General features: G+C 64.3%; 19 protein-coding genes. 12 read left to right on the plus strand and 7 right to left on the minus strand.

Annotated features, from left to right (window positions below; translation table 11 throughout):
* Window positions 1-2: 2 nt before the first annotated feature.
* Window positions 3-1175, minus strand: coding sequence for an MFS transporter (locus tag SE91_RS24795; RefSeq protein WP_061849470.1), 1173 nt, complete (start codon window positions 1173-1175; stop codon window positions 3-5).
* 59 nt (window positions 1176-1234) lie between these two features.
* Between SE91_RS24795 and SE91_RS24800 the strand changes: the two genes are divergently transcribed.
* Both SE91_RS24800 and SE91_RS24805 read left to right on the plus strand, forming a co-directional pair.
* On the plus strand, window positions 1235-2086 hold the full coding sequence (locus tag SE91_RS24800; RefSeq protein WP_061849471.1) for an AraC family transcriptional regulator: 852 nt from the start codon (window positions 1235-1237) through the stop codon (window positions 2084-2086).
* A 172-nt stretch (window positions 2087-2258) separates the two neighbouring features.
* Window positions 2259-3611 (plus strand): malonyl-CoA decarboxylase, encoded by a 1353-nt coding sequence (locus SE91_RS24805; RefSeq protein WP_061849472.1) that lies wholly within the window; start codon window positions 2259-2261, stop codon window positions 3609-3611.
* Between the two features lie 223 nt (window positions 3612-3834).
* Here the strand turns inward: SE91_RS24805 and tarD are convergent, their stop codons facing one another.
* From tarD to SE91_RS24830, 5 genes are all read right to left on the minus strand, one after another.
* The gene (gene tarD / locus SE91_RS24810; RefSeq protein ID WP_061849473.1) at window positions 3835-5004 is read right to left on the minus strand and encodes a D(-)-tartrate dehydratase; all 1170 of its coding nucleotides are present in this window, start codon (window positions 5002-5004) and stop codon (window positions 3835-3837) included.
* Window positions 5005-5159: 155 nt separating this feature from the next.
* Window positions 5160-5402 (minus strand): DUF3297 family protein, encoded by a 243-nt coding sequence (locus SE91_RS24815; protein ID WP_008559805.1) that lies wholly within the window; start codon window positions 5400-5402, stop codon window positions 5160-5162.
* 11 nt (window positions 5403-5413) lie between these two features.
* A complete protein-coding gene (locus SE91_RS24820; RefSeq protein WP_061849474.1) occupies window positions 5414-5890 on the minus strand; it encodes a glutathione peroxidase in 477 nt (158 codons plus the stop codon).
* A gap of 2 nt (window positions 5891-5892) precedes the next feature.
* On the minus strand, window positions 5893-7293 hold the full coding sequence (locus tag SE91_RS24825; RefSeq protein WP_061851296.1) for an amidase family protein: 1401 nt from the start codon (window positions 7291-7293) through the stop codon (window positions 5893-5895).
* 242 nt (window positions 7294-7535) lie between these two features.
* Window positions 7536-7793 (minus strand): DUF6894 family protein, encoded by a 258-nt coding sequence (locus SE91_RS24830; RefSeq protein ID WP_008559811.1) that lies wholly within the window; start codon window positions 7791-7793, stop codon window positions 7536-7538.
* Between the two features lie 245 nt (window positions 7794-8038).
* Here SE91_RS24830 and pqqA point away from each other — a divergent pair, with 245 nt between their 5' ends.
* From pqqA to SE91_RS24880, 10 genes are all read left to right on the plus strand, one after another.
* The gene (pqqA, locus tag SE91_RS24835) at window positions 8039-8119 is read left to right on the plus strand and encodes a pyrroloquinoline quinone precursor peptide PqqA (protein ID WP_007595659.1); all 81 of its coding nucleotides are present in this window, start codon (window positions 8039-8041) and stop codon (window positions 8117-8119) included.
* A 127-nt stretch (window positions 8120-8246) separates the two neighbouring features.
* Window positions 8247-9176, plus strand: a complete 930-nt coding sequence (pqqB, locus tag SE91_RS24840; RefSeq protein ID WP_061849475.1) for a pyrroloquinoline quinone biosynthesis protein PqqB — start codon at window positions 8247-8249, stop codon at window positions 9174-9176.
* Window positions 9173-9952, plus strand: a complete 780-nt coding sequence (gene pqqC, locus SE91_RS24845; protein WP_060735136.1) for a pyrroloquinoline-quinone synthase PqqC — start codon at window positions 9173-9175, stop codon at window positions 9950-9952. The genes pqqB and pqqC overlap by 4 nt, the downstream gene beginning before the upstream one ends.
* Window positions 9953-9964: 12 nt before the next feature.
* A complete protein-coding gene (pqqD, locus tag SE91_RS24850; protein WP_060735135.1) occupies window positions 9965-10276 on the plus strand; it encodes a pyrroloquinoline quinone biosynthesis peptide chaperone PqqD in 312 nt (103 codons plus the stop codon).
* Complete coding sequence (gene pqqE, locus SE91_RS24855) at window positions 10273-11472, plus strand: pyrroloquinoline quinone biosynthesis protein PqqE (RefSeq protein WP_061849476.1); 1200 nt, start codon at window positions 10273-10275, stop codon at window positions 11470-11472. Before pqqD ends, pqqE begins: the two co-directional genes overlap by 4 nt.
* Complete coding sequence (pip, locus tag SE91_RS24860) at window positions 11462-12448, plus strand: prolyl aminopeptidase (protein ID WP_061849477.1); 987 nt, start codon at window positions 11462-11464, stop codon at window positions 12446-12448. The genes pqqE and pip overlap by 11 nt, the downstream gene beginning before the upstream one ends.
* Window positions 12449-12461: 13 nt before the next feature.
* Complete coding sequence (locus SE91_RS24865) at window positions 12462-13139, plus strand: DUF4286 family protein (protein WP_061849478.1); 678 nt, start codon at window positions 12462-12464, stop codon at window positions 13137-13139.
* Window positions 13140-13381: 242 nt separating this feature from the next.
* Entirely contained in the window at window positions 13382-15181 is a 1800-nt protein-coding gene (locus tag SE91_RS24870; protein ID WP_061849479.1) for an FAD-dependent oxidoreductase, read from the plus strand.
* Window positions 15151-16998, plus strand: a complete 1848-nt coding sequence (locus tag SE91_RS24875; protein WP_060735133.1) for a 2-oxoacid:acceptor oxidoreductase subunit alpha — start codon at window positions 15151-15153, stop codon at window positions 16996-16998. The genes SE91_RS24870 and SE91_RS24875 overlap by 31 nt, the downstream gene beginning before the upstream one ends.
* 130 nt (window positions 16999-17128) lie before the next feature.
* Complete coding sequence (locus tag SE91_RS24880; protein WP_061851297.1) at window positions 17129-18184, plus strand: 2-oxoacid:ferredoxin oxidoreductase subunit beta; 1056 nt, start codon at window positions 17129-17131, stop codon at window positions 18182-18184.
* Here SE91_RS24880 and SE91_RS24885 read toward each other — a convergent pair whose 3' ends face one another.
* Window positions 18185-18631, minus strand: coding sequence for a DUF4399 domain-containing protein (locus SE91_RS24885; RefSeq protein WP_008559856.1), 447 nt, complete (start codon window positions 18629-18631; stop codon window positions 18185-18187).
* Window positions 18632-18644 lie beyond the last annotated feature (13 nt).

Raw genomic sequence — 18644 nt, forward strand, 5'->3', positions numbered from 1 at the left:
CCTCACGCCGCCTGCGGCGTCCTGATCTCGCGGGGCAGGATCAGTGCAGCGGCGATGGCGAGCAGGCAGAGGGCGGCGAAGGCGTGCAGCATGGTGACGAAGCCGCCCTGCTCGTAGAGCCAGGCGACCAGGCCGACCGAAGCGCCGGCCGCGGTGAAGCCGACGAAATAGCGCACCGCATAGGCGCGCGAGCGCCACTCCTCCGTGGTGTATTTACCGACCATGGCGTCGTTGACCGTGACCTGCCCGAACGCCCCCATGACGATGCCGATCGAAACCACGATCAGCGGCAGGTTGGACAGGCTCGCGGCCAGATACAGGAACGGCGCCAGCATGAAGGACAGCGGCAGCGCCACCGTCTTCAGCGAATAGCGGTCGAGCAGCAGGCCGATCGTGTATTGCGTCATCGCGCCGAACACGTAAACGCCGGCCGCGATGACGCCTAACAGCGCCGGGCTCCTGGTGAGGTCCGCAAGTCGCTCCGCGAACAGCTTTGGCAGCGCCACGGTGACGGCGTTGAACGTGGTCGAGATCGCGATCACGACGATCAGCAGCGATAGAATCACGCGCCACATGTCCTGCTTGGCGACGCGGGCCTGGGCCGCCGCCTGCTTCGAGCCCTTGCGATCCTCGTGCACGACCATCATCGCGAAGGCGATACCGATCAGGATGGTGACGATGCCGGGGACGATGAAGGCGGCGCGCCAGCCGAAATATTGGCCGATCACCCCGGTGACCAGCGCGGACGAAGCGACCCCGAGATTGCCCCAGACGCCGTTGACGCCCATCTCGCGCCCGAGCCTGTCGGCGTAGGACACGATCATCGCGGTGCCGACCGGATGATAGATCGAGGCGAAGATGCCGATCGCCAGTAGCGCGGCGCCGAGCTGTGCTGGGGTCTGCACGAAGCCGACCGCAACCATGGAGGCGCCGATGCCGAGGAAGAAGATCAGCATCATGTGGCGGCGGCTCCAGCGGTCGCCGAGCCAGCCGGTCAGCAGCGAGCCTGCGCCGAAGGCGACGAAGCCCGGCGTCGCGTAAGGCAGGAGTTCCGAATAGGCCATGCCGAGGGCCGGCCCCATGATGATGACCGCGGCTGCAAAGATCAGCATCGAATAATGGTCGATGAAATGGCCGGCATTGACGAAACTGATGACCCGGCTTGGGCTGTTCATACGAATCCTCTCCTGCTCCGAAATGAGTTATATGTCTTGCCCATGACGGGGTGCCGCCAATGACTGTCTTGGAAACGCCAATCCTGCGGGAGGTCCGGAGCAACCACCGCTCCCCCGCAGGCGTGCATCTGGTCGCGCGCGATTACCCCAAAGGCATGCGGATCGACCCGCATCTGCACCGCGAGGCGCAGCTGATCTATGCGGCGAAGGGCACGATGCAGGTGACGACACCCGGGGGACGCTGGCTGGTGCCGCCGGACCGCGCGGTCTGGGTACCCGCCGGGCTCGAGCATGCCATTGACCTGCTCGCCGATATCGAGATGCGGACGCTCTATTTCGACCTGGCCTGGCTCAAGCGCGAAAAGCGCTATGACGGCCTGACCAGGGAGTTCGTGGTGCGGGTGTCGCCGCTGCTCAATCAGGCGATCCTCGCGCTGTTCGACGCGCGCAATACCGAGGAGCGCACCGAGCTGCTGGTTCGACTCGTGATGCTGGAACTGCACCAAGCGGAGGATTCCGCGACCTTCGTGCCGCTGCCGCGTGAAGCGCGCTGCAGGCGCGCCGCGATGATCGTGCTCGATGACCCCACAGGCCTGCACGACATCGACACGCTGGCGCGTGAGGTCGGAACGTCCGCGCGGACCTTGTCGCGGCTGTTCTCGACCGAGACGCAGCTGAGCTTCAAGAGCTGGTGCCAGCGCGCGAGGATTGCGGCCGCGATCCAGCTGATATCGACGGATGCAACCGTGTCAGTGAAGCAGCTTGCGACATCGCTCGGCTATGCCAGCGTGCCGGCGTTTTCGGCCGCGTTCCGCCAGGTGACGGGGCGCACGCCGACGGAGTTTGCAACACACTCGGTGTCATCGCCCGACTTGATCGGGCGATCCAGTACTCCGAGGCGGCGCGGCTAACCCCGAGAAGCCGCGGCGTACTGGATGCCCCGGTCAAGCCGGGGCATGACAGCGCACCGTCGGATGCATGGCGCCACTAAAGATACAAAGTTTACCTGCTTGATTGTGATCGGCTTCCCCCTAAATCCCGTGTAAGCTTCCCGCATCGCACAAACCTGATACGAAAGCCCAGATGGCCAATGCCTTCTTCTCCGACCTGCTCGCCACCATCTCCGAGCGCGGCCGCACGCTGCTGCGTCGCGGAGATTCCGCCGATACCAGGCGGGATGCCGACGGACTGATCGAGCTCTGCGATGCGCTGCTGTCAGGCCGGGGCGAAGCCTCCGGCACGGCGATGGCGCGTGAGGTGCTCGACATCTACCGGGAGCTCGACCCGGCCGGACGCCGCGCCTTCTTCGAAGGGCTGGTGCGCGATTTCGGCCCCGACCGGGAACGGCTGTCGAGGGCGATCGAGAAATGGCGCGCCAGGCCGACCGACGAGGACGCGAGCTCGTTGCACTTCGCCTCCGAGCCGCGGCGGCAGGAGCTGATCCGTCGCCTCAACCGCGCGCCCGGCGGCACCGGCGATCTCGTCAACATGCGCGCCGACCTGCTCGGCATGATGAACGGGCATACCGATCTCGCCGCGCTCGATCGCGACGTCTCGCATCTTCTCTCTTCGTGGTTCAACAGGGGGTTTCTCGTGCTGCGCAGGATCGACTGGTCGACCCCGGCCAACATCCTCGAAAAGATCATCCGTTACGAAGCCGTGCACGAGATCTCCGACTGGGACGATCTGCGCCGCCGCATCGATCCGGTCGATCGCCGCTGCTACGCCTTCTTCCACCCCGCAATGGTCGACGAGCCCCTGATCTTCGTCGAAGTGGCGTTGACCGAGACCATCCCCGGCGCGATCCAGCCCCTGCTCGCGGTCGACCGCCAGCATCTGCCGATCGAGCGCGCACGCACCGCCGTATTCTATTCGATCTCCAACACCCAGCGCGGCCTTGGCGGCATCTCCTTCGGCAGCTTCCTGATCAAGCAGGTGGTGGAAGAGCTGCGCCGCGAAACGCCGAAGCTCGACACCTTCGTGACGCTGTCACCGGTGCCCGGCTTCATGGCCTGGGTGAAGCAGGACAAGGATTTGCCGCTCTCGGACGAGGACCGCGAGGGGCTGAAGCGTCTCGACGATCCCAAATGGTTCGAGAGCCCCGAGACGACCGCGCTGCTGCGCGGCGTGATCGAGCCGCTCGCGGCGCACTATTTTCTCAAGGCGCGCACGCCGAAGGGCAAGCTGATCGACTCCGTCGCCCGCTTCCATCTCGGCAACGGCGCGCGGCTGGAGCGCATCAACTGGCTCGGCGATCTCTCGCCCAAGGGCGTGCGCGAATCCGCCGGCGTCATGGTCAACTATCTCTACCGCCTCGACGACATCGAGAAGAACCACGAAGCCTACGCCAATGACGGCGAGGTCGTGGCGTCGAGCGCGGTGAAGAAGCTGCTCAAGGGCGAAGGACGGCGGTTGCTGGATATGCGGCTGTCGTAGAAGGCAGCGCTAGTGGCCTGCGCTGATCCATAGCCACAACCTCAGTCGTCGTCCCGGACAAGCGAAGCGCAGGTCCGGGACCCATAACCACAGGGAGACGTGGTTACGGGGACTCGGAGTTTCCAGTTCGCGCCACGACTCCTCCTGGGGTTATGGGTCCCCGCCTTCGCGGGGACGACAGTGGAGAGTTGGGGACGCCGTCGCGTCCCACTGCCAGCCCGCCCTACTCCGCCAGCGCCTTCATCTCCTTGTAGAGATCGGACTTGCCTTCGAAGCCGATGCCGGGGAGATCGGGCATGGTGATGTGGCCGTTCTCGACGCGCACGCCGTCGGGGAAGCCGCCATAGGGTTGGAAAAGGTCGGGATAGCTTTCGTTGCCGCCCAAACCTAGGCCGGCAGCGATGTTGAGCGACATCTGGTGGCCGCCGTGCGGGATGCAGCGGCTGGGCGACCAGCCGTAGGTCTTCAGCACCTGAAGCGTGCGCTGGTATTCGCACAGGCCATAGGACAGCGCGCAGTCGAATTGCAGCCAGTCGCGATCGGGGCGCATGCCGCCGTAGCGGATCAGATTGCGGGCGTCCTGGTGGCTGAACAGGTTTTCGCCCGTTGCCATCGGGCCAGGATAGAACTCGGCGAGCGCAGCCTGCAGTGCGTAGTCGAGGGGATCGCCGACCTCCTCATACCAGAACAAGGGATAGTCGCGCAGCATCTTGGCATAGGCGATTCCGGTCTCGAGATCGAAGCGGCCGTTGGCGTCCACCGCGAGCTGCGCATCCTTGCCGATCTCCTTCAGCACCGCCTCGATGCGGGTGCGGTCCTCCTCGATCGGCGCGCCGCCGATCTTCATCTTGACGACATTGTAGCCGCGGTCGAGATAGCCGCGCATCTCGCCGCGCAGCATCGAGAGATCCTTGCCGGGATAATAATAGCCGCCGGCGGCGTAGACGAAGACGCGCGGGTTGGCGGTGACGCCGTGGCGCTCCGCGAGCAGACGGAACAGCGGCTTGCCGGCGATCTTCGCCACCGCGTCCCACACCGCCATGTCGATGGTGCCGACCGCGACCGAGCGCTCGCCATGACCGCCCGGCTTCTCGTTGGTCATCATCGCGGCCCAGACCTTGTCGGGATCGAGATTGTCGCCGGCAGCATTCAGCAGCGACTTCGGTTCGGCTCCCGTGATGCGCGCGGCAAAGCGCTCGCGGATCAGGCCGCCCTGACCGTAGCGGCCGTTGGAGTTGAAGCCGTAGCCGACGACGCGCTTACCGTCGCGCACGACGTCGGTGACGACCGCGACGAGGCTGGTCGTCATCTTGGTGAAGTCGATATAGGCGTTGCGGATCGGGGACGAGATCGGCTTGGTGATCTCGCGGACGTCGACGATGCGGACGGACATGGGATTTGGCTTTCTGGTTGACCCTCTCCACTCGTCATGGCCGGGCTTGACCCGGCCATCCACGCCTTTGCTACGGAGCGAGTTCGGAGACGTGGATGCCCGGGTCAAGCCCGGGCATGACGACGGAGGGTGTGGTGCGTCCCGAAGCGGAATAGCTACTTCTTATCCCTGAAATACGGCTCGACCGGGCCATGCACCTTGATGGTCAGCGGGTTGCCGTGGCGGTCCTTGGCGTTGCCTGCGGTGACGCGGACCCAGCCTTCGCTGATGCAATATTCCTCGACATTGGTCTTCTCGATGCCCTTGAAGCGGATGCCGACGTCGCGCGACAGGATGTCCGCGTTGTAATAGGGGCTGTTCGGATCGACCGACAGTCGATCAGGGAATTCGTCGCTCATGATTGTCTCGCTCACAACAGTGTTTCGATCTGGTTGCGCAATCCTTCGGGCCGCGCGGTCGGCGCGTAGCGCGCGATCACCTTGCCGGCACGGTCCACCAGGAATTTGGTGAAATTCCATTTGATGGCGGCGCCGAGAAGCCCGGATTGCTGGCGTTTCAGGTACTCATACAACGGATGCGCATTGGCGCCGTTGACGTCGATCTTTGCGAATAGCGGGAAGGTGACGTCGTAGTTGGTCGAGCAGAAGGCCTGGATCTCGCCCGCCTGCCCCGGCTCCTGCGCGCCGAACTGATTGCAGGGAAAGCCGAGCACCGAGAAGCCGCGCGGGGACAGATCGCGATAGAGATCTTCGAGGCCGCGATATTGCGGCGTGAAGCCGCATTTGCTCGCGGTGTTGACGATCAGGAGCACCTGCCCTTCGAACCGGCGCATGGCGACCTCCTCGCCGGCAAGCGAGTTGGCCTTGAAATCGTAGATGGCGCTCATCGCTAGCCCACGGGATCGATCGGCGACGGCGGCACGCCGCCGGCCTCGATCGCTTCGCCCGCGAGCAGGCACAGATCTTCGCGATAGCGGCCGGAGACCACGTGCACACCGACCGGCGCCTTGCCGACGAGGCCGGTGGAGACCACGAGGCCCGGCAATCCCATGAAGGGAATCGCGATCTGCGGCAGCTGCGCTTCCCAGACCCGCTTGAAGGATTCGTCGTCCTTGCGATCGAGATGATCGGGGAACGGCAATTCGCCGGAGACCGGCGTCAGCAGCACCGCGTATTTCTCGAAGAACAGCATCCATTCACGCGTCAGCGTGGCCCGTCGCGTCAGCGCCTTGGCATAATTGGCCTGGTCCATCGGCGTGACCCTGCCGCGGTTGCCGCGCAGGCACGCCAGCGCGCCGGGATCGCCCTCGCGTTCGGCCGCTTCCAGCTGCGCCTCGTAGCCGTCGCCGAGCCAGAGCTTGATCTGCCACTCGACCGCTTCGCGCATCGGCGGCGTGTCCGCGATGATATCGACGGTCCAGCCGGCGCGCTCCAGCCGCTTGCCGGCATCGCTTACCGCGGCCTTCACCTCCGGCGTGGTGGCAAGACCACCCGGATTGAGGCAGAGCGCGGCGCGCTTGTCCCTGTCAGGGCCTTGCAGCGGCACCGGCACGAACCAGGGATCGCGGATGTCGCGGGCGGACATGGCTTCGAGCGAGATGCGCAAATCGTTGACCGTGCGCGCCAGCGGGCCCGACACCGCCATGATCTGCGGCCCGATCGGGCGCTCCGGCAGCGCCGGATTGAAGGCGGGGATGCGGCCGAGCGTCGGGCGCAACCCATGCACGCCGCAGGCATAGGCGGGATAGCGGACCGAGCCGGCGATGTCGGTGCCGTGGGCGATGTGGCCGATGCCGGCCGCGACCGCCGAGCCGGCGCCGCCGGAGGAACCGCCCGGCGTCAGCGAGGCATCCCGGGGGTTCTTGGTGTCGCCGTGGATCAGATTGGTGGTGAACCAGCGATACGAGAAGGCCGGGCAATTGGTGCGGCCGAGCAGGATCGCGCCCGATTTCCGGAAATTGGCGACGACCGGATTGTCCTCGCGCGCGATGACGTCGCGCTGGAGCTTGAGGCCGTTGGTGGTGGCTAAGCCTTCCTGGTCGACATTGGCCTTGATGGTGACGGGCACGCCCGCGAGCACGCCGGGATCCTCGCCCCGCGCGATGGCGGCATCGACGACGTCGGCCTGCTTGAGCACGTCGTCGGGCCGGTGGTCGATTACCGCATTCAGCTGGGGATTGACGGCATCCAGGCGGGCGAGACCGGCCTTGGCGGCTTCCCTGGCAGACACTTTTTTGGATTTCACGAGGGTGGCGAGGTCGGCGGCCGACAGGCGCCAGAGATCTTGCATGGCTTGCTCCGTATGACCGGCGTGTTTTAGCGCCGGGAACGCGGCAAAGCCATGCGGATTTCGCGGGGGCGGACGGCGGGTGCGGCGCCGGTGGCGCCTCATGCCCCGTCATTGCGAGGAGCTCTTGCGACGAAGCAATCCAGACCGCCTCCGAGGAGGGATTCTGGATTGCTTCGTCGCTTCGCTCCTCGCAATGACGGGGAGAGAGCTGGAGCAGGTCTCACCAATCCCGCCGGCAGCCTCTAATGCCTGGTCGCGGACGGGTCCGGCATGTCCAGCAGGGCCTCGGTGAAGGGGAACTCCAGCACGATCTCGCCGTCGGCATCGGTCACCTCGATCACCGCTTCCAGCAGGGCCCGTTGCGTGCCTTCCGATTTCACGACTTCAAGGATCATCTGGCGGGCGACCTCCCAGGCGCGGTCGGGATTGCGCAGGTCCTCGCCGTCAGGATCTACGATCAATTCGTCGCCGATACGGGTGTTGAAGAAATATCTGGGCATCACGTGATCCAGTTTGGGTCGCTGTATCGGATTGGAAGCTGCACTGCACTCACAACCGCTTTATCAGGACAGGGTTCGCGACCGAATGCGCCATGCGCAAGGCAGCGTCCTCAGAAGTACAGTTCCAGCGTCATTTCGCGCCGCAGCATGCCCATTCTCGGGAAAATTTCACTGGCGAACTTCTGCGCCCGCATTAATTTACCCCGTGGGCGGATACGTCCGAATTCGCGAAAATGGAGAGCCAAATGGCCTGGAAAGCCCCGAAGATCGTCGAAGTGCCCTGCGGCATGGAAATCAACATGTATGTGAGCGCCACCCGCAAGTAAGCGGCGGCGACTGCATTCAGCGCAGGTGGATCTCTCGGTCACGATCGATTGCCGGAAGACATGATCTTTGTCAGCAACGATGTCGGCCCGAGATCCACCTCGCAGCGTTCCCTCCAGGAGACGGATCATGCTTCGCGTCGTCGTCCTGGGCGCCGCAGCCGGCGGCGGAGTGCCGCAATGGAATTGCGGTTGCGAGGGCTGCCGGGCGGCCCGTGCCAGCGGACATGACCTCGTGAGAACCCAGGCGTCGGTCGCCTTCAGCGGCGACGGCGAACATTGGTTCCTGATCAACGCCTCCCCCGACCTTCGCCAGCAATTGAACGCCACGCCGCAGCTGCATCCGAAGCTGGGCGCGCTGCGCCATACGCCCATTGCGGGCGTGATCCTGACCAATGGCGAGGTGGATGCGGTCGCGGGCCTGTTGTCGATGCGCGAAGGCTCGCCCTTCACGATCTATGCGCATGAGAAAGTGCTGGCGATCCTGAACAGCAACAGCATCTTCAACGTGCTGAACGGGAAGAACGTGCGGCGTCAGCCGACCGAAATCAACGAGCCGTTCGAGCCGCGGCTACCGGATGGCGCGCGCTCAGGCATCGAGGTGCTGCCGTTCGCAGTGCCGGGCAAGTCGGCCTGGTATCTGGAGGGCAAGGCGCATCCCGGCGGTGAGACCGGCGACGGGGACACGCTCGGCCTCAAGATCACCGACAAGACCACCGGCAAGTGCTTCTACTTCATCGCGGCCTGCGCCGAGGTGACCGATGCGCTCAAGGCCGAGCTCGACGGCGCGGCGCTGGTGTTCTTCGACGGCACGGTGTGGCGCGATGACGAGATGATCAAGGCCGGCCTCGGCCACAAGACCGGCAAGAGCATGGGCCATGTCGCGATGTCGGGCGAGGACGGCGCGATCGCGCGGCTGGCCGATCTCGATATCGACACGAAGATATTTCTGCATATCAATAACTCGAATCCGGCGCTGCTGCCCACGTCACCCGAGCGGAAAGCCACGGAAGCGGCGGGCTGGCAGATACCCGCCGACGGAACGGAGATCGTGCTGTGAATGCCGCGTCACTGACAGGAATGACCGCGCTCTCGATCGGCAAGGACATCAAGCTCAACTCCGCCGAGGAGCTCGAGGCGACGCTGCGCCATATCGGCGCGACGCGCTATCACAGCCTGCATCCGTTCCATAAGCTGCTGCATGGCGGCAAGCTGAACAAGGGCCAGGTGCAGGCCTGGGCGCTGAACCGCTACTATTACCAGAGCACGATCCCGATCAAGGACGCGGTGGTGATCTCGCGCTTCCGCGACCGCGCCACGCGGCTGGAATGGCGCCACCGCATCGAGGACCATGATGGCGATGTCGGCAGCGAGGGCGGCATCGAGCGCTGGCTGAAGCTGACCGAGGGCCTCGGCCTCGACACAGCCTATGTGGAATCGACCGAAGGCATTTTGCCGGCGACGCGCTTTGCCGTGGAAGCCTACGTGCACTATTGCCGCGAAAAAAGCCCGCTGGAGGCGATCGCCTCCTCGCTCACCGAGCTGTTCGCGCCGAACCTGCATGAGGAGCGCATCTCCGGCATGCTGGAGCATTACGACTTCGTCAATCCCGACATCATGAGCTATTTCAAGCGCCGCCTGGCGCAGGCGCCGCGCGATGCCGGCTTTGCGCTCGACTATGTCAAAGCGCATGCCACGACGCCGGAGCAGCGCGCGCTTGTGTGCAACGCGCTGATCTTCAAGACCAACGTGCTGTGGGTGCAGCTCGATGCGCTTCAGCACGCCTATGTCGAGGGCCACATTCCGCCGGGCGCATTCGTGCCCAAAACGAGCTGAGGGACAAGAGCAATGGCCGGGCCGCGCCATATCAGCGTCAGCGAGGCAAGCCGCCCCGTGCTGCCGCGGCATGCCAAGCTGAAATACGACGAGACGCGCAAAGTCTGGGTGATCCTGGCGCCGGAACGGGTGCTGGCGCCGGACGAGATCGCCGTCGAAGTCTTGCAGCTCTGCAATGGCGAACGCAATGTCGGTGACGTCGCCGATCAGCTCGCCGCGAAATATGCCGCGCCGCGCGAGGCGATCCTCACCGATGTCATCGCCATGCTGCAGGACCTCGCCGACAAGGGCTTCCTCACGGAGATCAGGGAGAAGACGCCATGAGCGACGTGCTCGGCAATCCCACGATCACGCCGGAGACAAGCGACAGTCTCGCGGTGCTGGAGAAGCAGCGCTCGACGGCGGAGACGTTCGGCATTCCGCTCGCGGTGCTGCTCGAAATCACTCACCGCTGCCCGCTGCAATGCCCCTATTGCTCCAACCCGGTCGAGCTCGATCGCTCGGGCAAGGAGCTGACGACAGACGAATGGAAGAAGGTGCTGAGCGAGCTCGCCGAGATCGGCGTGCTCCAGGTGCACTTCTCCGGTGGAGAGCCGACCGCACGGAAAGACCTGGTCGAGCTGGTCAAGCACGCCAGCGACGCCGGGCTCTACACCAACCTCATCACCTCGGCCGTGCTGCTGACGCGCGACAAGCTCAGCGATCTCGCCGATGCCGGGCTCTGCCACGTGCAGATCTCTTTCCAGGGCATCGAGGAAGGCCTCGCCGATCGCGTCGCCGGCTACAAGGGCGGCCACCGCAAGAAGCTCGAAGTCGCCAAATGGACGCGCGAGCTCGATCTGCCGCTCACCGTGAACGCGGTGATGCACCGGCAAAATTTGCACCAGCTCCCCGACATCATCCAGATGTCGCTCGATCTCGACGCCGACCGGCTCGAAGTCGCCAACGTGCAATATTACGGCTGGGCGCTAAAGAACCGCGCCGCGCTGATGCCGACCGTCGCGCAGCTCGACGAATGCACCCGCATCGTCGAGGAGGCGCGCGAGCAGCTGAAGGGCCGGCTGACGATCGACTACGTCGTCCCTGATTATTACGCGCTACGGCCGAAGAAATGCATGGGCGGCTGGGGCCGGCAGTTCTTCAACATCTCGCCCGCCGGCAAGGTGCTGCCCTGCCACGCCGCCGAGAGCATCACCGGGCTCGATTTCGAATCGGTGCGCTCCAACCATTCGATCGCCTGGATCTGGCAGAACTCCGACGCCTTCAACCGCTATCGCGGCACCGGCTGGATGAAGGAGCCGTGCAAGAGCTGCGAATTCCGCGAGATCGATTTCGGCGGCTGCCGCTGCCAGGCCTTTGCGCTGACGGGCGATGCCGCCAACACCGACCCGGCCTGCGCGCTGTCGCCGCTGCACGAGACCATCTTCAAGCAGGCGGAAGCCGAAGCCGAAGGCGAGACCAGCCGCTTCCTTTACCGCAACTTCGCCGGCGGTACTCTGGAATCCGAGAATGGCACCTGACGCCGACGCGGCCGCTTCCGTTAGACGTGCCGACCCCTTCGCTCCGCTGACCTCCGACATGCTCGACGTCGGCGACGGCCATGAGCTCTATGTCGAGAGCGTCGGGCGCAGCGATGGCATTCCCGCAATCTATCTGCATGGCGGGCCCGGCAGCGGCTGCCAGCTCGACCATCGCCGGCTGTTTGATCCGGACCGCTTCTGCGCCGTGCTGTTCGACCAGCGCGGCTGTGGTCGCAGCCGTCCCAAGGGGTCGCGCGCGCACAACACCACGGCGCATCTGATCGCGGACATGGAGAAGATCCGCGAAAAATTCGGCATCGACCGCTGGATGGTGGTCGGCGGCTCCTGGGGCGCGACGCTGGCGCTGGCCTATGCGGAGGCACATCCCGAGCGCGTGTCCGGCATCGCGCTGCGCGCAACGTTCCTCGGCACGCGGACGGAGGTCGAGACAGCCTTCACCTCGCGCCTGGCGCAATTCTATCCCGCACTGTACGAGGATTTTCTGAGTGTGCTGCCGCCGGAAGAGCGGGCGCGGCCGGTCGAGGCCTATTGGCGCCGCATTCTCGATGCCGATCCGGCCGTGCACGGTCCAGCCGTACGGGCCTGGCACGATACCGAGCGCGTCTTGTCCGAGCACAAGCCTGCCAAGACCCGGCTGGACCTCGCCTCGCTGAACGTCTGGCGCACGCTGCCGGCGACGCCGTTCATGGAGGCGCATTATTTCGTCAACGACAGCTTCATGAGTGACAGCCAGCTGCTGCGGAATGCGGCTCGGCTCGAAGGCATCCCGGGCATCATCGTCCAAGGCCGCTATGACCTGTTGTGTCCGCCCGAGACGTCGCAGGCCCTGACGAAAGTATGGCCCGGTTCCGAGCTTCGTGTCGTGGAAGGCGCAGGACATTCGCTCTATGATACCGGCGTGAGGGACGCCGTGATGAAGTCGATCGCGGACCTCGCATCGAAGATCGGGCGATGAGAGGACAAGAAGAATGCCGCTCGCCGGGAAAGGCATGCTGCTGACGTCGATGAACATCGACGCAGCGGACGAGGCCGATTTCAACCGCTGGTACGATCGCGAACATCTGGAAGAGCGCGTCGCAATCGAGGGATTCCTGGAGGCGCGGCGCTATGTCGCGCATGCCGCCAATCCCAAATATCTCTCGCTGTACTCGACCACGACGCTCGATGTGCTCGACAGCCCCACCTATCGGGCGCGGCTGGCCAACCAGACCGACTGGTCGCGGAAGAGCATGGCGCGCTTCAGGGACATGCTGCGCGTCGTCGCGCGTATCACCATCAGCAACGGCACCGGACGCGGCGCTGCGCTCGGCCTGGTGCGGCTGCGGCCGACGCCCGACAATGCGGCGTCCTGGCGTGATGCCCTGCAGGAAAAGCTGAGGCCCGAAACGCACGACGGCATCATCTCGATGCATCTGCTCGAAAGCGAGCCGGAATTGTCGGGCGCAACGGCCGGCATTCCGGCGCAGCGCAACGAAGGCGCGCGCGACTGGTTCGTGCTGATCGACGGCACGCATGTCAGCGCGGTCTCCGCCGTAATCGCCGAGCGCTTCACGGGTCCTGCCGCATCGCCGCTGCCTCCTCCCGTGTCCGTCGGTACGTACTGCCTGATGTGGGACCTCGCGAAGAGCGACATCGCGCGCGCCTGACGCGCTCACATCCATCGCAACATGCTGCACTGCCGCATGATGGATGCGGCGGCGTCGATGCTGCTGGCGCGCAGCTCCTATGAAAGGCGGTGATCTCGAAACTTTGCCGTTGTACTTCGGAACGGTTCTAATAAGCTAACCCAATGACGTCATTCAGAAACCAGATTGAAGCGCGTTAAGCGCTCGCCAAGCTCAAACAAAAAAGGCCGCGGGGTCTTTGGGCCAGCGCGGACAGGGTAGGAATGAAACCGACCGATATTGCGGCCCCCGACTACTTTCACAAAGTGGTCGATTGCCAATGGGCCTGTCCTGCGCACACCCCCGTTCCCGAATACATCCGTCTGATCGCCCAGGGCCGCTACAGCGACGCCTACATGATCAATTGGAAGTCGAACGTGTTTCCCGGAATCCTGGGACGCACCTGCGATCGTCCATGCGAGCCGGCGTGCCGGCGCGGTCGCGTCGAGGAAACCCCCGTCGCGATCTGCCGCCTCAAGCGTGTCGCGGCCGACTTCAAGGACGACATCAAGCAGCGACTGCCGAAGCCCGCGGCGAAGAACGGCAAGCGCGTCGCGCTGGTCGGCGGCGGCCCGGCCTCGTTGACCGTGGCGCGCGACCTCGCGCCGCTCGGCTATCACTGCACCGTGTTCGATGCCGATCCCGAAGCCGGCGGCATGATGCGCACGCAGATCCCGAAATTCCGCCTGCCCAATTCCGTCATCGACGAGGAGACCGGCTACATCCTGGGTCTCGGCGTCGAATACAAAGGCGGTCACCGCATCGACAGCATGAAGGCGCTGCTCGCGGAAAAATATGACGCGGTCTTCGTCGGCTCCGGCGCGCCGCGCGGCCGCGAGCTCGACATTCCCGGCCGCAAGGAGGCAGCTAGCAACATCCATATCGGCATCGAGTGGCTGGCTAACGTGTCTTTCGGCCATGTCGACAAGATCGGCAAGCGCGTCATCGTGCTCGGCGGCGGCAACACCGCGATGGATTGCTGCCGCACCGCGCGTCGCCTCGGCGGCGAGAAAGTCACGGTGATCGTGCGCTCCGGCTTCGAGGAGATGAAGGCCTCGCCCTGGGAGAAGGAGGATGCGCTCCACGAGGACATTCCGATCCTCAACTACATGGTGCCGGTGGCCTTCAAGCATGTCAGCGGCAAGCTCATCGGCGTCACTTTCCAGCACGTCAAAGCCGAATACGACGACAAGGGCCGCCGTAACCTCGTGCCTTCGGGCGACCCCGATCAGACCATTCCCTGCGACGACGTGCTGGTCGCGGTCGGCCAGGAGAACGCCTTCCCCTGGATCGAGCAGGATTGCGGCATCGCGTTCGACAAATGGCACATGCCGGAGGTCGATCCGAAGACCTTCGTCTCGACCAATCCGAAAGTCTTCTTCGGTGGCGACGCCGCGTTCGGCCCGAAGAACATCATCTGGGCGGTCGCCCACGGCCATGACGCCGCGCTGTCGATCCACAAGATGCTCTCCGGCGAGGACATCACCGAGCGCCCGCTGCCCGAGGTGAATGTCTCGTCGCAGAAGATGGGCATCCACGAATGGAGCTATGACAACGACATCTCCATCGACAAACGCTACAAAGTGCCGCATCGCGACAAGGTGATCGCGCTCAAGGACATCCGCGCCGAGGTCGAACTCGGCTACGACGTCAAGCTCGCGCTCGGCGAGGCGCATCGCTGCCTGAACTGCGACGTGCAGACCGTGTTCTCGACATCGCTCTGCATCGAGTGCGATGCCTGCGTCGACATCTGCCCGATGGACTGCATCACCTTCACGGCCAATGGCGAGGAAGACGATCTGCGCCATCGCCTGAAGGCGCCCTCGCTGCATCCGGACCAGGACCTCTACGTCTCCTCGGATCTGAAGACCGGGCGCGTGATGGTGAAGGACGAGGACGTCTGCCTGCATTGCGGGCTCTGCGCCGAGCGTTGTCCCACCGGCGCCTGGGACATGCAGAAATATTTCATCGAGATGACCCACGCAGGTTCGACATGTCCGACAAAAAGCCGCTCAGCAGCGTAAACGACTTCGTCGTCCGCTTCGCCAACGTCAACGGCTCGGGCTCGGCCAGCGCCAACGAGATGTTCGCGCGTGCGATCCTGCGCCACGGCGTTCCCGTATCCCCGCGCAACATCTTCCCCTCCAACATCCAGGGCCTGCCGACCTGGTACGAGGTGCGGGTGACGGAGGACGGTCATCTCGGCGCCCGCGGCGGGGTCGACATGATGGTGGCGATGAATCCGCAGACCTGGGACAAGGACGTCGCCGGCATCGAGCCGGGTGGCTATCTGTTCTATGACTCCACCAAGCCGATGCCGTCGACAAAATTCCGCGACGACATCACCGTGATCGGCGTTCCCCTCACCGCGATCACCAACTCGACCTATACCGATCCGCGCCAGCGCCAGCTGTTCAAGAACATCATCTATCTCGGCGCGCTCAGTGCGCTGCTCGACATGGATCCCAAGGTGATCGAGCAGCTGATCGGCGAGCAGTACAAGGGCAAGGAGAAGCTGCTCTCCTCCAACGTCCACGCGCTGCATCTCGGCCGCGACTGGGCGCTGCAGAACCTGAAATGCCCGATCGGGCTGCGGGTGAAGAAGTCCGACAAGGTCGGCGACCGCATCTTCATCGAGGGCAACAGCGCGGCCGCGCTCGGCGCGGTCTATGGCGGCGCCACGGTGTGCGCGTGGTATCCGATCACGCCGTCCTCCTCGGTGGCTGAGGCCTTCACCGCCCATTGCAAGAAATACCGGCACGATCCTGAGACGGGCAAGGCGAAATACGCGATCGTGCAGGGCGAGGACGAATTGGCCTCGATCGGCATCGTCATCGGCGCATCCTGGAACGGCGCCCGCGCCTTCACCGCGACATCCGGCCCGGGCATCTCGCTGATGACAGAGTTCATCGGCCTCTCATATTTTGCCGAGATTCCCGCCGTGATCATGAACATCCAGCGCGCCGGCCCCTCGACGGGCATGCCGACGCGCACCCAGCAATGCGACATCATCGCCTGTGCCTATGCCTCGCATGGCGACACCAAGCACGTGCTGCTGTTCCCGGAAGATCCGGCGGAGGCGTTCGAGTTCGCGGCGGCCGCGTTCGACCTCGCCGAGCGGCTGCAGACCACGATCTTCCTGATGCTCGACCTCGACATCGGCATGAACCATCGGCTCTGCCGACCGCTGAAATGGGACGACGCGCGCCAATACGACCGCGGCAAGGTGATGACCACGGAGATGCTGGAGGAAGGCCGCGACTTCGGCCGCTATCTCGACGTCGACGGCGACGGCATTCCCTACCGCACCTATCCCGGCACGCATCCGACCAAGGGCTCCTACTTCACCCGCGGCACCTCCCGTGATCGCTATGCGCGCTATTCCGAGGAAGGTTCGGTCTACGCCGACAACATGCAGCGCCTGGTGCGCAAGTTCGAGACGGCGCAGGACCTCGTGCCGCGACCGCTTCAAGCCAATGCGGAACGGCCGACCAAGTATGGCGTGATCTATTTCGGCTCGACCTCGCCGGCGATGGACGAGGCGATCGGGCTGCTCGAGGCGCGCGGGCATCAGCTCGACCGCCTGCGCATCCGCGCCTTCCCGTTCCATTCGAGCGTTGCAAGCTTCCTCGCCGAGCACGATTTCGTCTACGTGGTCGAGCAGAACCGCGACAGCCAGCTGCGACAGCTCATCGTCAACGAGAACGGCATCGACCCCGTCCGTCTCGTGCCGATCGTGCATTACGACGGCACGCCGATCACCGCCCGTTTCATCGCAAAAGCCATTGGCGACCATCAGGATCACCTCAAGGTGACCCCGCTCCGCAAGGCCGTGTCATGATTTGCGCGTCACTCTCTACGTCGTCATGCCCGGGCTTGACCCGGGCATCCACGCCTTTCTTTTTCCTGGCCAAGACGTGGATGGCCGGGTCACGCCCGGCCATGACGGCCTTGGGATCGCAGGTGCTGTCATGACCTATATTGCCAAGCCGAAATTCCATCATCCAGGGCTGAAGAAGAACGAGCTCGGCTACACCCACCGGGACTACGAGGGCAAGATCTCGACGCTGTGCGCCGGCTGCGGCCACGATTCGATCACAGCCTCGATCATCGAGGCCTGCTATGAACTCTCGATCGAGCCACACCGGGTGGCGAAGATCTCCGGCATCGGCTGCTCGTCGAAGACGCCGGACTATTTCCTCGGCAATTCCCACGGCTTCAACTCAGTGCACGGCCGCATGCCCAGCGTGCTGACGGGCGCCAACCTCGCCAACCGCGATCTGATCTATCTCGGCGTTTCCGGCGACGGCGATTCCGCCTCGATCGGCTTCGGCCAGTTCGCGCATTCGATCCGGCGCGGCGTCAACATGACCTATATCGTCGAGAACAACGGCGTCTATGGCCTGACCAAGGGCCAGTTCTCCGCGACCGCCGACCGCGGCTCGAAGAGCAAGAAGGGCGTAACCAACACCGACAACGCGATCGACCTCGTTGCCATCGCGCTGCAGCTCGGGGCCACCTTCGTCGCGCGCTCCTTCTCCGGCGACAAGACCCAGCTGGTGCCGCTGATCGCGGCGGCCATCCGGCACAAGGGCGCCTCCTTCATCGACGTCATCAGCCCCTGCATCGCCTTCAACAACCATGCCGGCTCGACCAAGAGCTTCGACTATGTCCGCGAGCACAACGACGCCGTGAACCGGCTCGACGTGCTGGTCGGCCGCGATCCTATCGCGGTGGACTATGCGCCGGGCACGGTGCAGGTGGTCGAGCAGCACGACGGCAGCAGGATCGCACTTCGCAAGATCGATGCCGATTACGATCCGCACGACCGTCTGGGGGCCCAGACCTTCCTCGCCCGGCACGCGGCCAAGGGCCAGATCGTCACCGGCCTGCTCTATGTCGATCCCGAGGCGGACGATTTGCACCAGCACCTCAACACGGTCGAAACGCCGCTCAACGCACTGGAAGCGGACACGCTGTGTCCGGGCTCCGCGGTGCTGGACAAGATCAACGCCAGCTTGCGGTGATCATCTTCGCGCCGACGCCGCCGGCCTGACGCGTATCGTGATCTTCTCTGACACGACGGGTGGTTCGAACGGATAGTGCTTGGCGTCGCCAAGCACCAGCTGCAGCGTGTGCGTGCCCGGCGGAAGCTCGAGGAACGTCTCGGTCTGTCCTGCTCCGAAATGCAGATGGGACTTGTCCTGCGGAATCGGCTCCTTGGCGTCGATGGGGTCTTTCACATCGATCAACAGATGATGATGGCCGGCATTGTGGTAGTCGTCACCGGCATGCGTCACGCCCATGTTGCGCAGGCCGAACCGGACCCAAAATCCACCACGGATCTTCTGGCCATTATACGGCGAAATGAAATAGAGCTTGGCGTCCTTTGGCGCAGTTTTGCCTTGTGGATAGGCCGCGCCGGGGAGCAATGCAATTGCAGCCGCCAGCGCGATACAGGAAACGATCTTCATCAAATTGACTCCA

The sequence above is a fragment of the Bradyrhizobium sp. DOA1 genome (assembly GCF_001593325.1).
Lineage (GTDB): Bacteria > Pseudomonadota > Alphaproteobacteria > Rhizobiales > Xanthobacteraceae > Bradyrhizobium.

Bases quoted from the DNA above. Each gene is read 5' to 3' on its own strand.
- tarD (WP_061849473.1), bottom strand. From the start codon at position 5,004: ATGTCCGTCCGCATCGTCGACGTCCGCGAGATCACCAAGCCGATCTCG.
- SE91_RS24870 (WP_061849479.1), top strand. From the start codon at position 13,382: ATGAAACCGACCGATATTGCGGCCCCCGACTACTTTCACAAAGTGGTC.
- pip (WP_061849477.1), top strand. From the start codon at position 11,462: ATGGCACCTGACGCCGACGCGGCCGCTTCCGTTAGACGTGCCGACCCC.
- SE91_RS24825 (WP_061851296.1), bottom strand. From the start codon at position 7,293: ATGCAAGATCTCTGGCGCCTGTCGGCCGCCGACCTCGCCACCCTCGTG.
- SE91_RS24795 (WP_061849470.1), bottom strand. From the start codon at position 1,175: ATGAACAGCCCAAGCCGGGTCATCAGTTTCGTCAATGCCGGCCATTTC.
- SE91_RS24800 (WP_061849471.1), top strand. From the start codon at position 1,235: ATGACTGTCTTGGAAACGCCAATCCTGCGGGAGGTCCGGAGCAACCAC.
- SE91_RS24830 (WP_008559811.1), bottom strand. From the start codon at position 7,793: ATGCCCAGATATTTCTTCAACACCCGTATCGGCGACGAATTGATCGTA.
- SE91_RS24820 (WP_061849474.1), bottom strand. From the start codon at position 5,890: ATGAGCGCCATCTACGATTTCAAGGCCAACTCGCTTGCCGGCGAGGAG.
- pqqD (WP_060735135.1), top strand. From the start codon at position 9,965: ATGGCCGGGCCGCGCCATATCAGCGTCAGCGAGGCAAGCCGCCCCGTG.
- SE91_RS24815 (WP_008559805.1), bottom strand. From the start codon at position 5,402: ATGAGCGACGAATTCCCTGATCGACTGTCGGTCGATCCGAACAGCCCC.
- SE91_RS24865 (WP_061849478.1), top strand. From the start codon at position 12,462: ATGCCGCTCGCCGGGAAAGGCATGCTGCTGACGTCGATGAACATCGAC.
- pqqA (WP_007595659.1), top strand. From the start codon at position 8,039: ATGGCCTGGAAAGCCCCGAAGATCGTCGAAGTGCCCTGCGGCATGGAA.
- SE91_RS24880 (WP_061851297.1), top strand. From the start codon at position 17,129: ATGACCTATATTGCCAAGCCGAAATTCCATCATCCAGGGCTGAAGAAG.
- pqqB (WP_061849475.1), top strand. From the start codon at position 8,247: ATGCTTCGCGTCGTCGTCCTGGGCGCCGCAGCCGGCGGCGGAGTGCCG.
- SE91_RS24885 (WP_008559856.1), bottom strand. From the start codon at position 18,631: ATGAAGATCGTTTCCTGTATCGCGCTGGCGGCTGCAATTGCATTGCTC.
- pqqE (WP_061849476.1), top strand. From the start codon at position 10,273: ATGAGCGACGTGCTCGGCAATCCCACGATCACGCCGGAGACAAGCGAC.
- SE91_RS24875 (WP_060735133.1), top strand. From the start codon at position 15,151: ATGTCCGACAAAAAGCCGCTCAGCAGCGTAAACGACTTCGTCGTCCGC.
- SE91_RS24805 (WP_061849472.1), top strand. From the start codon at position 2,259: ATGGCCAATGCCTTCTTCTCCGACCTGCTCGCCACCATCTCCGAGCGC.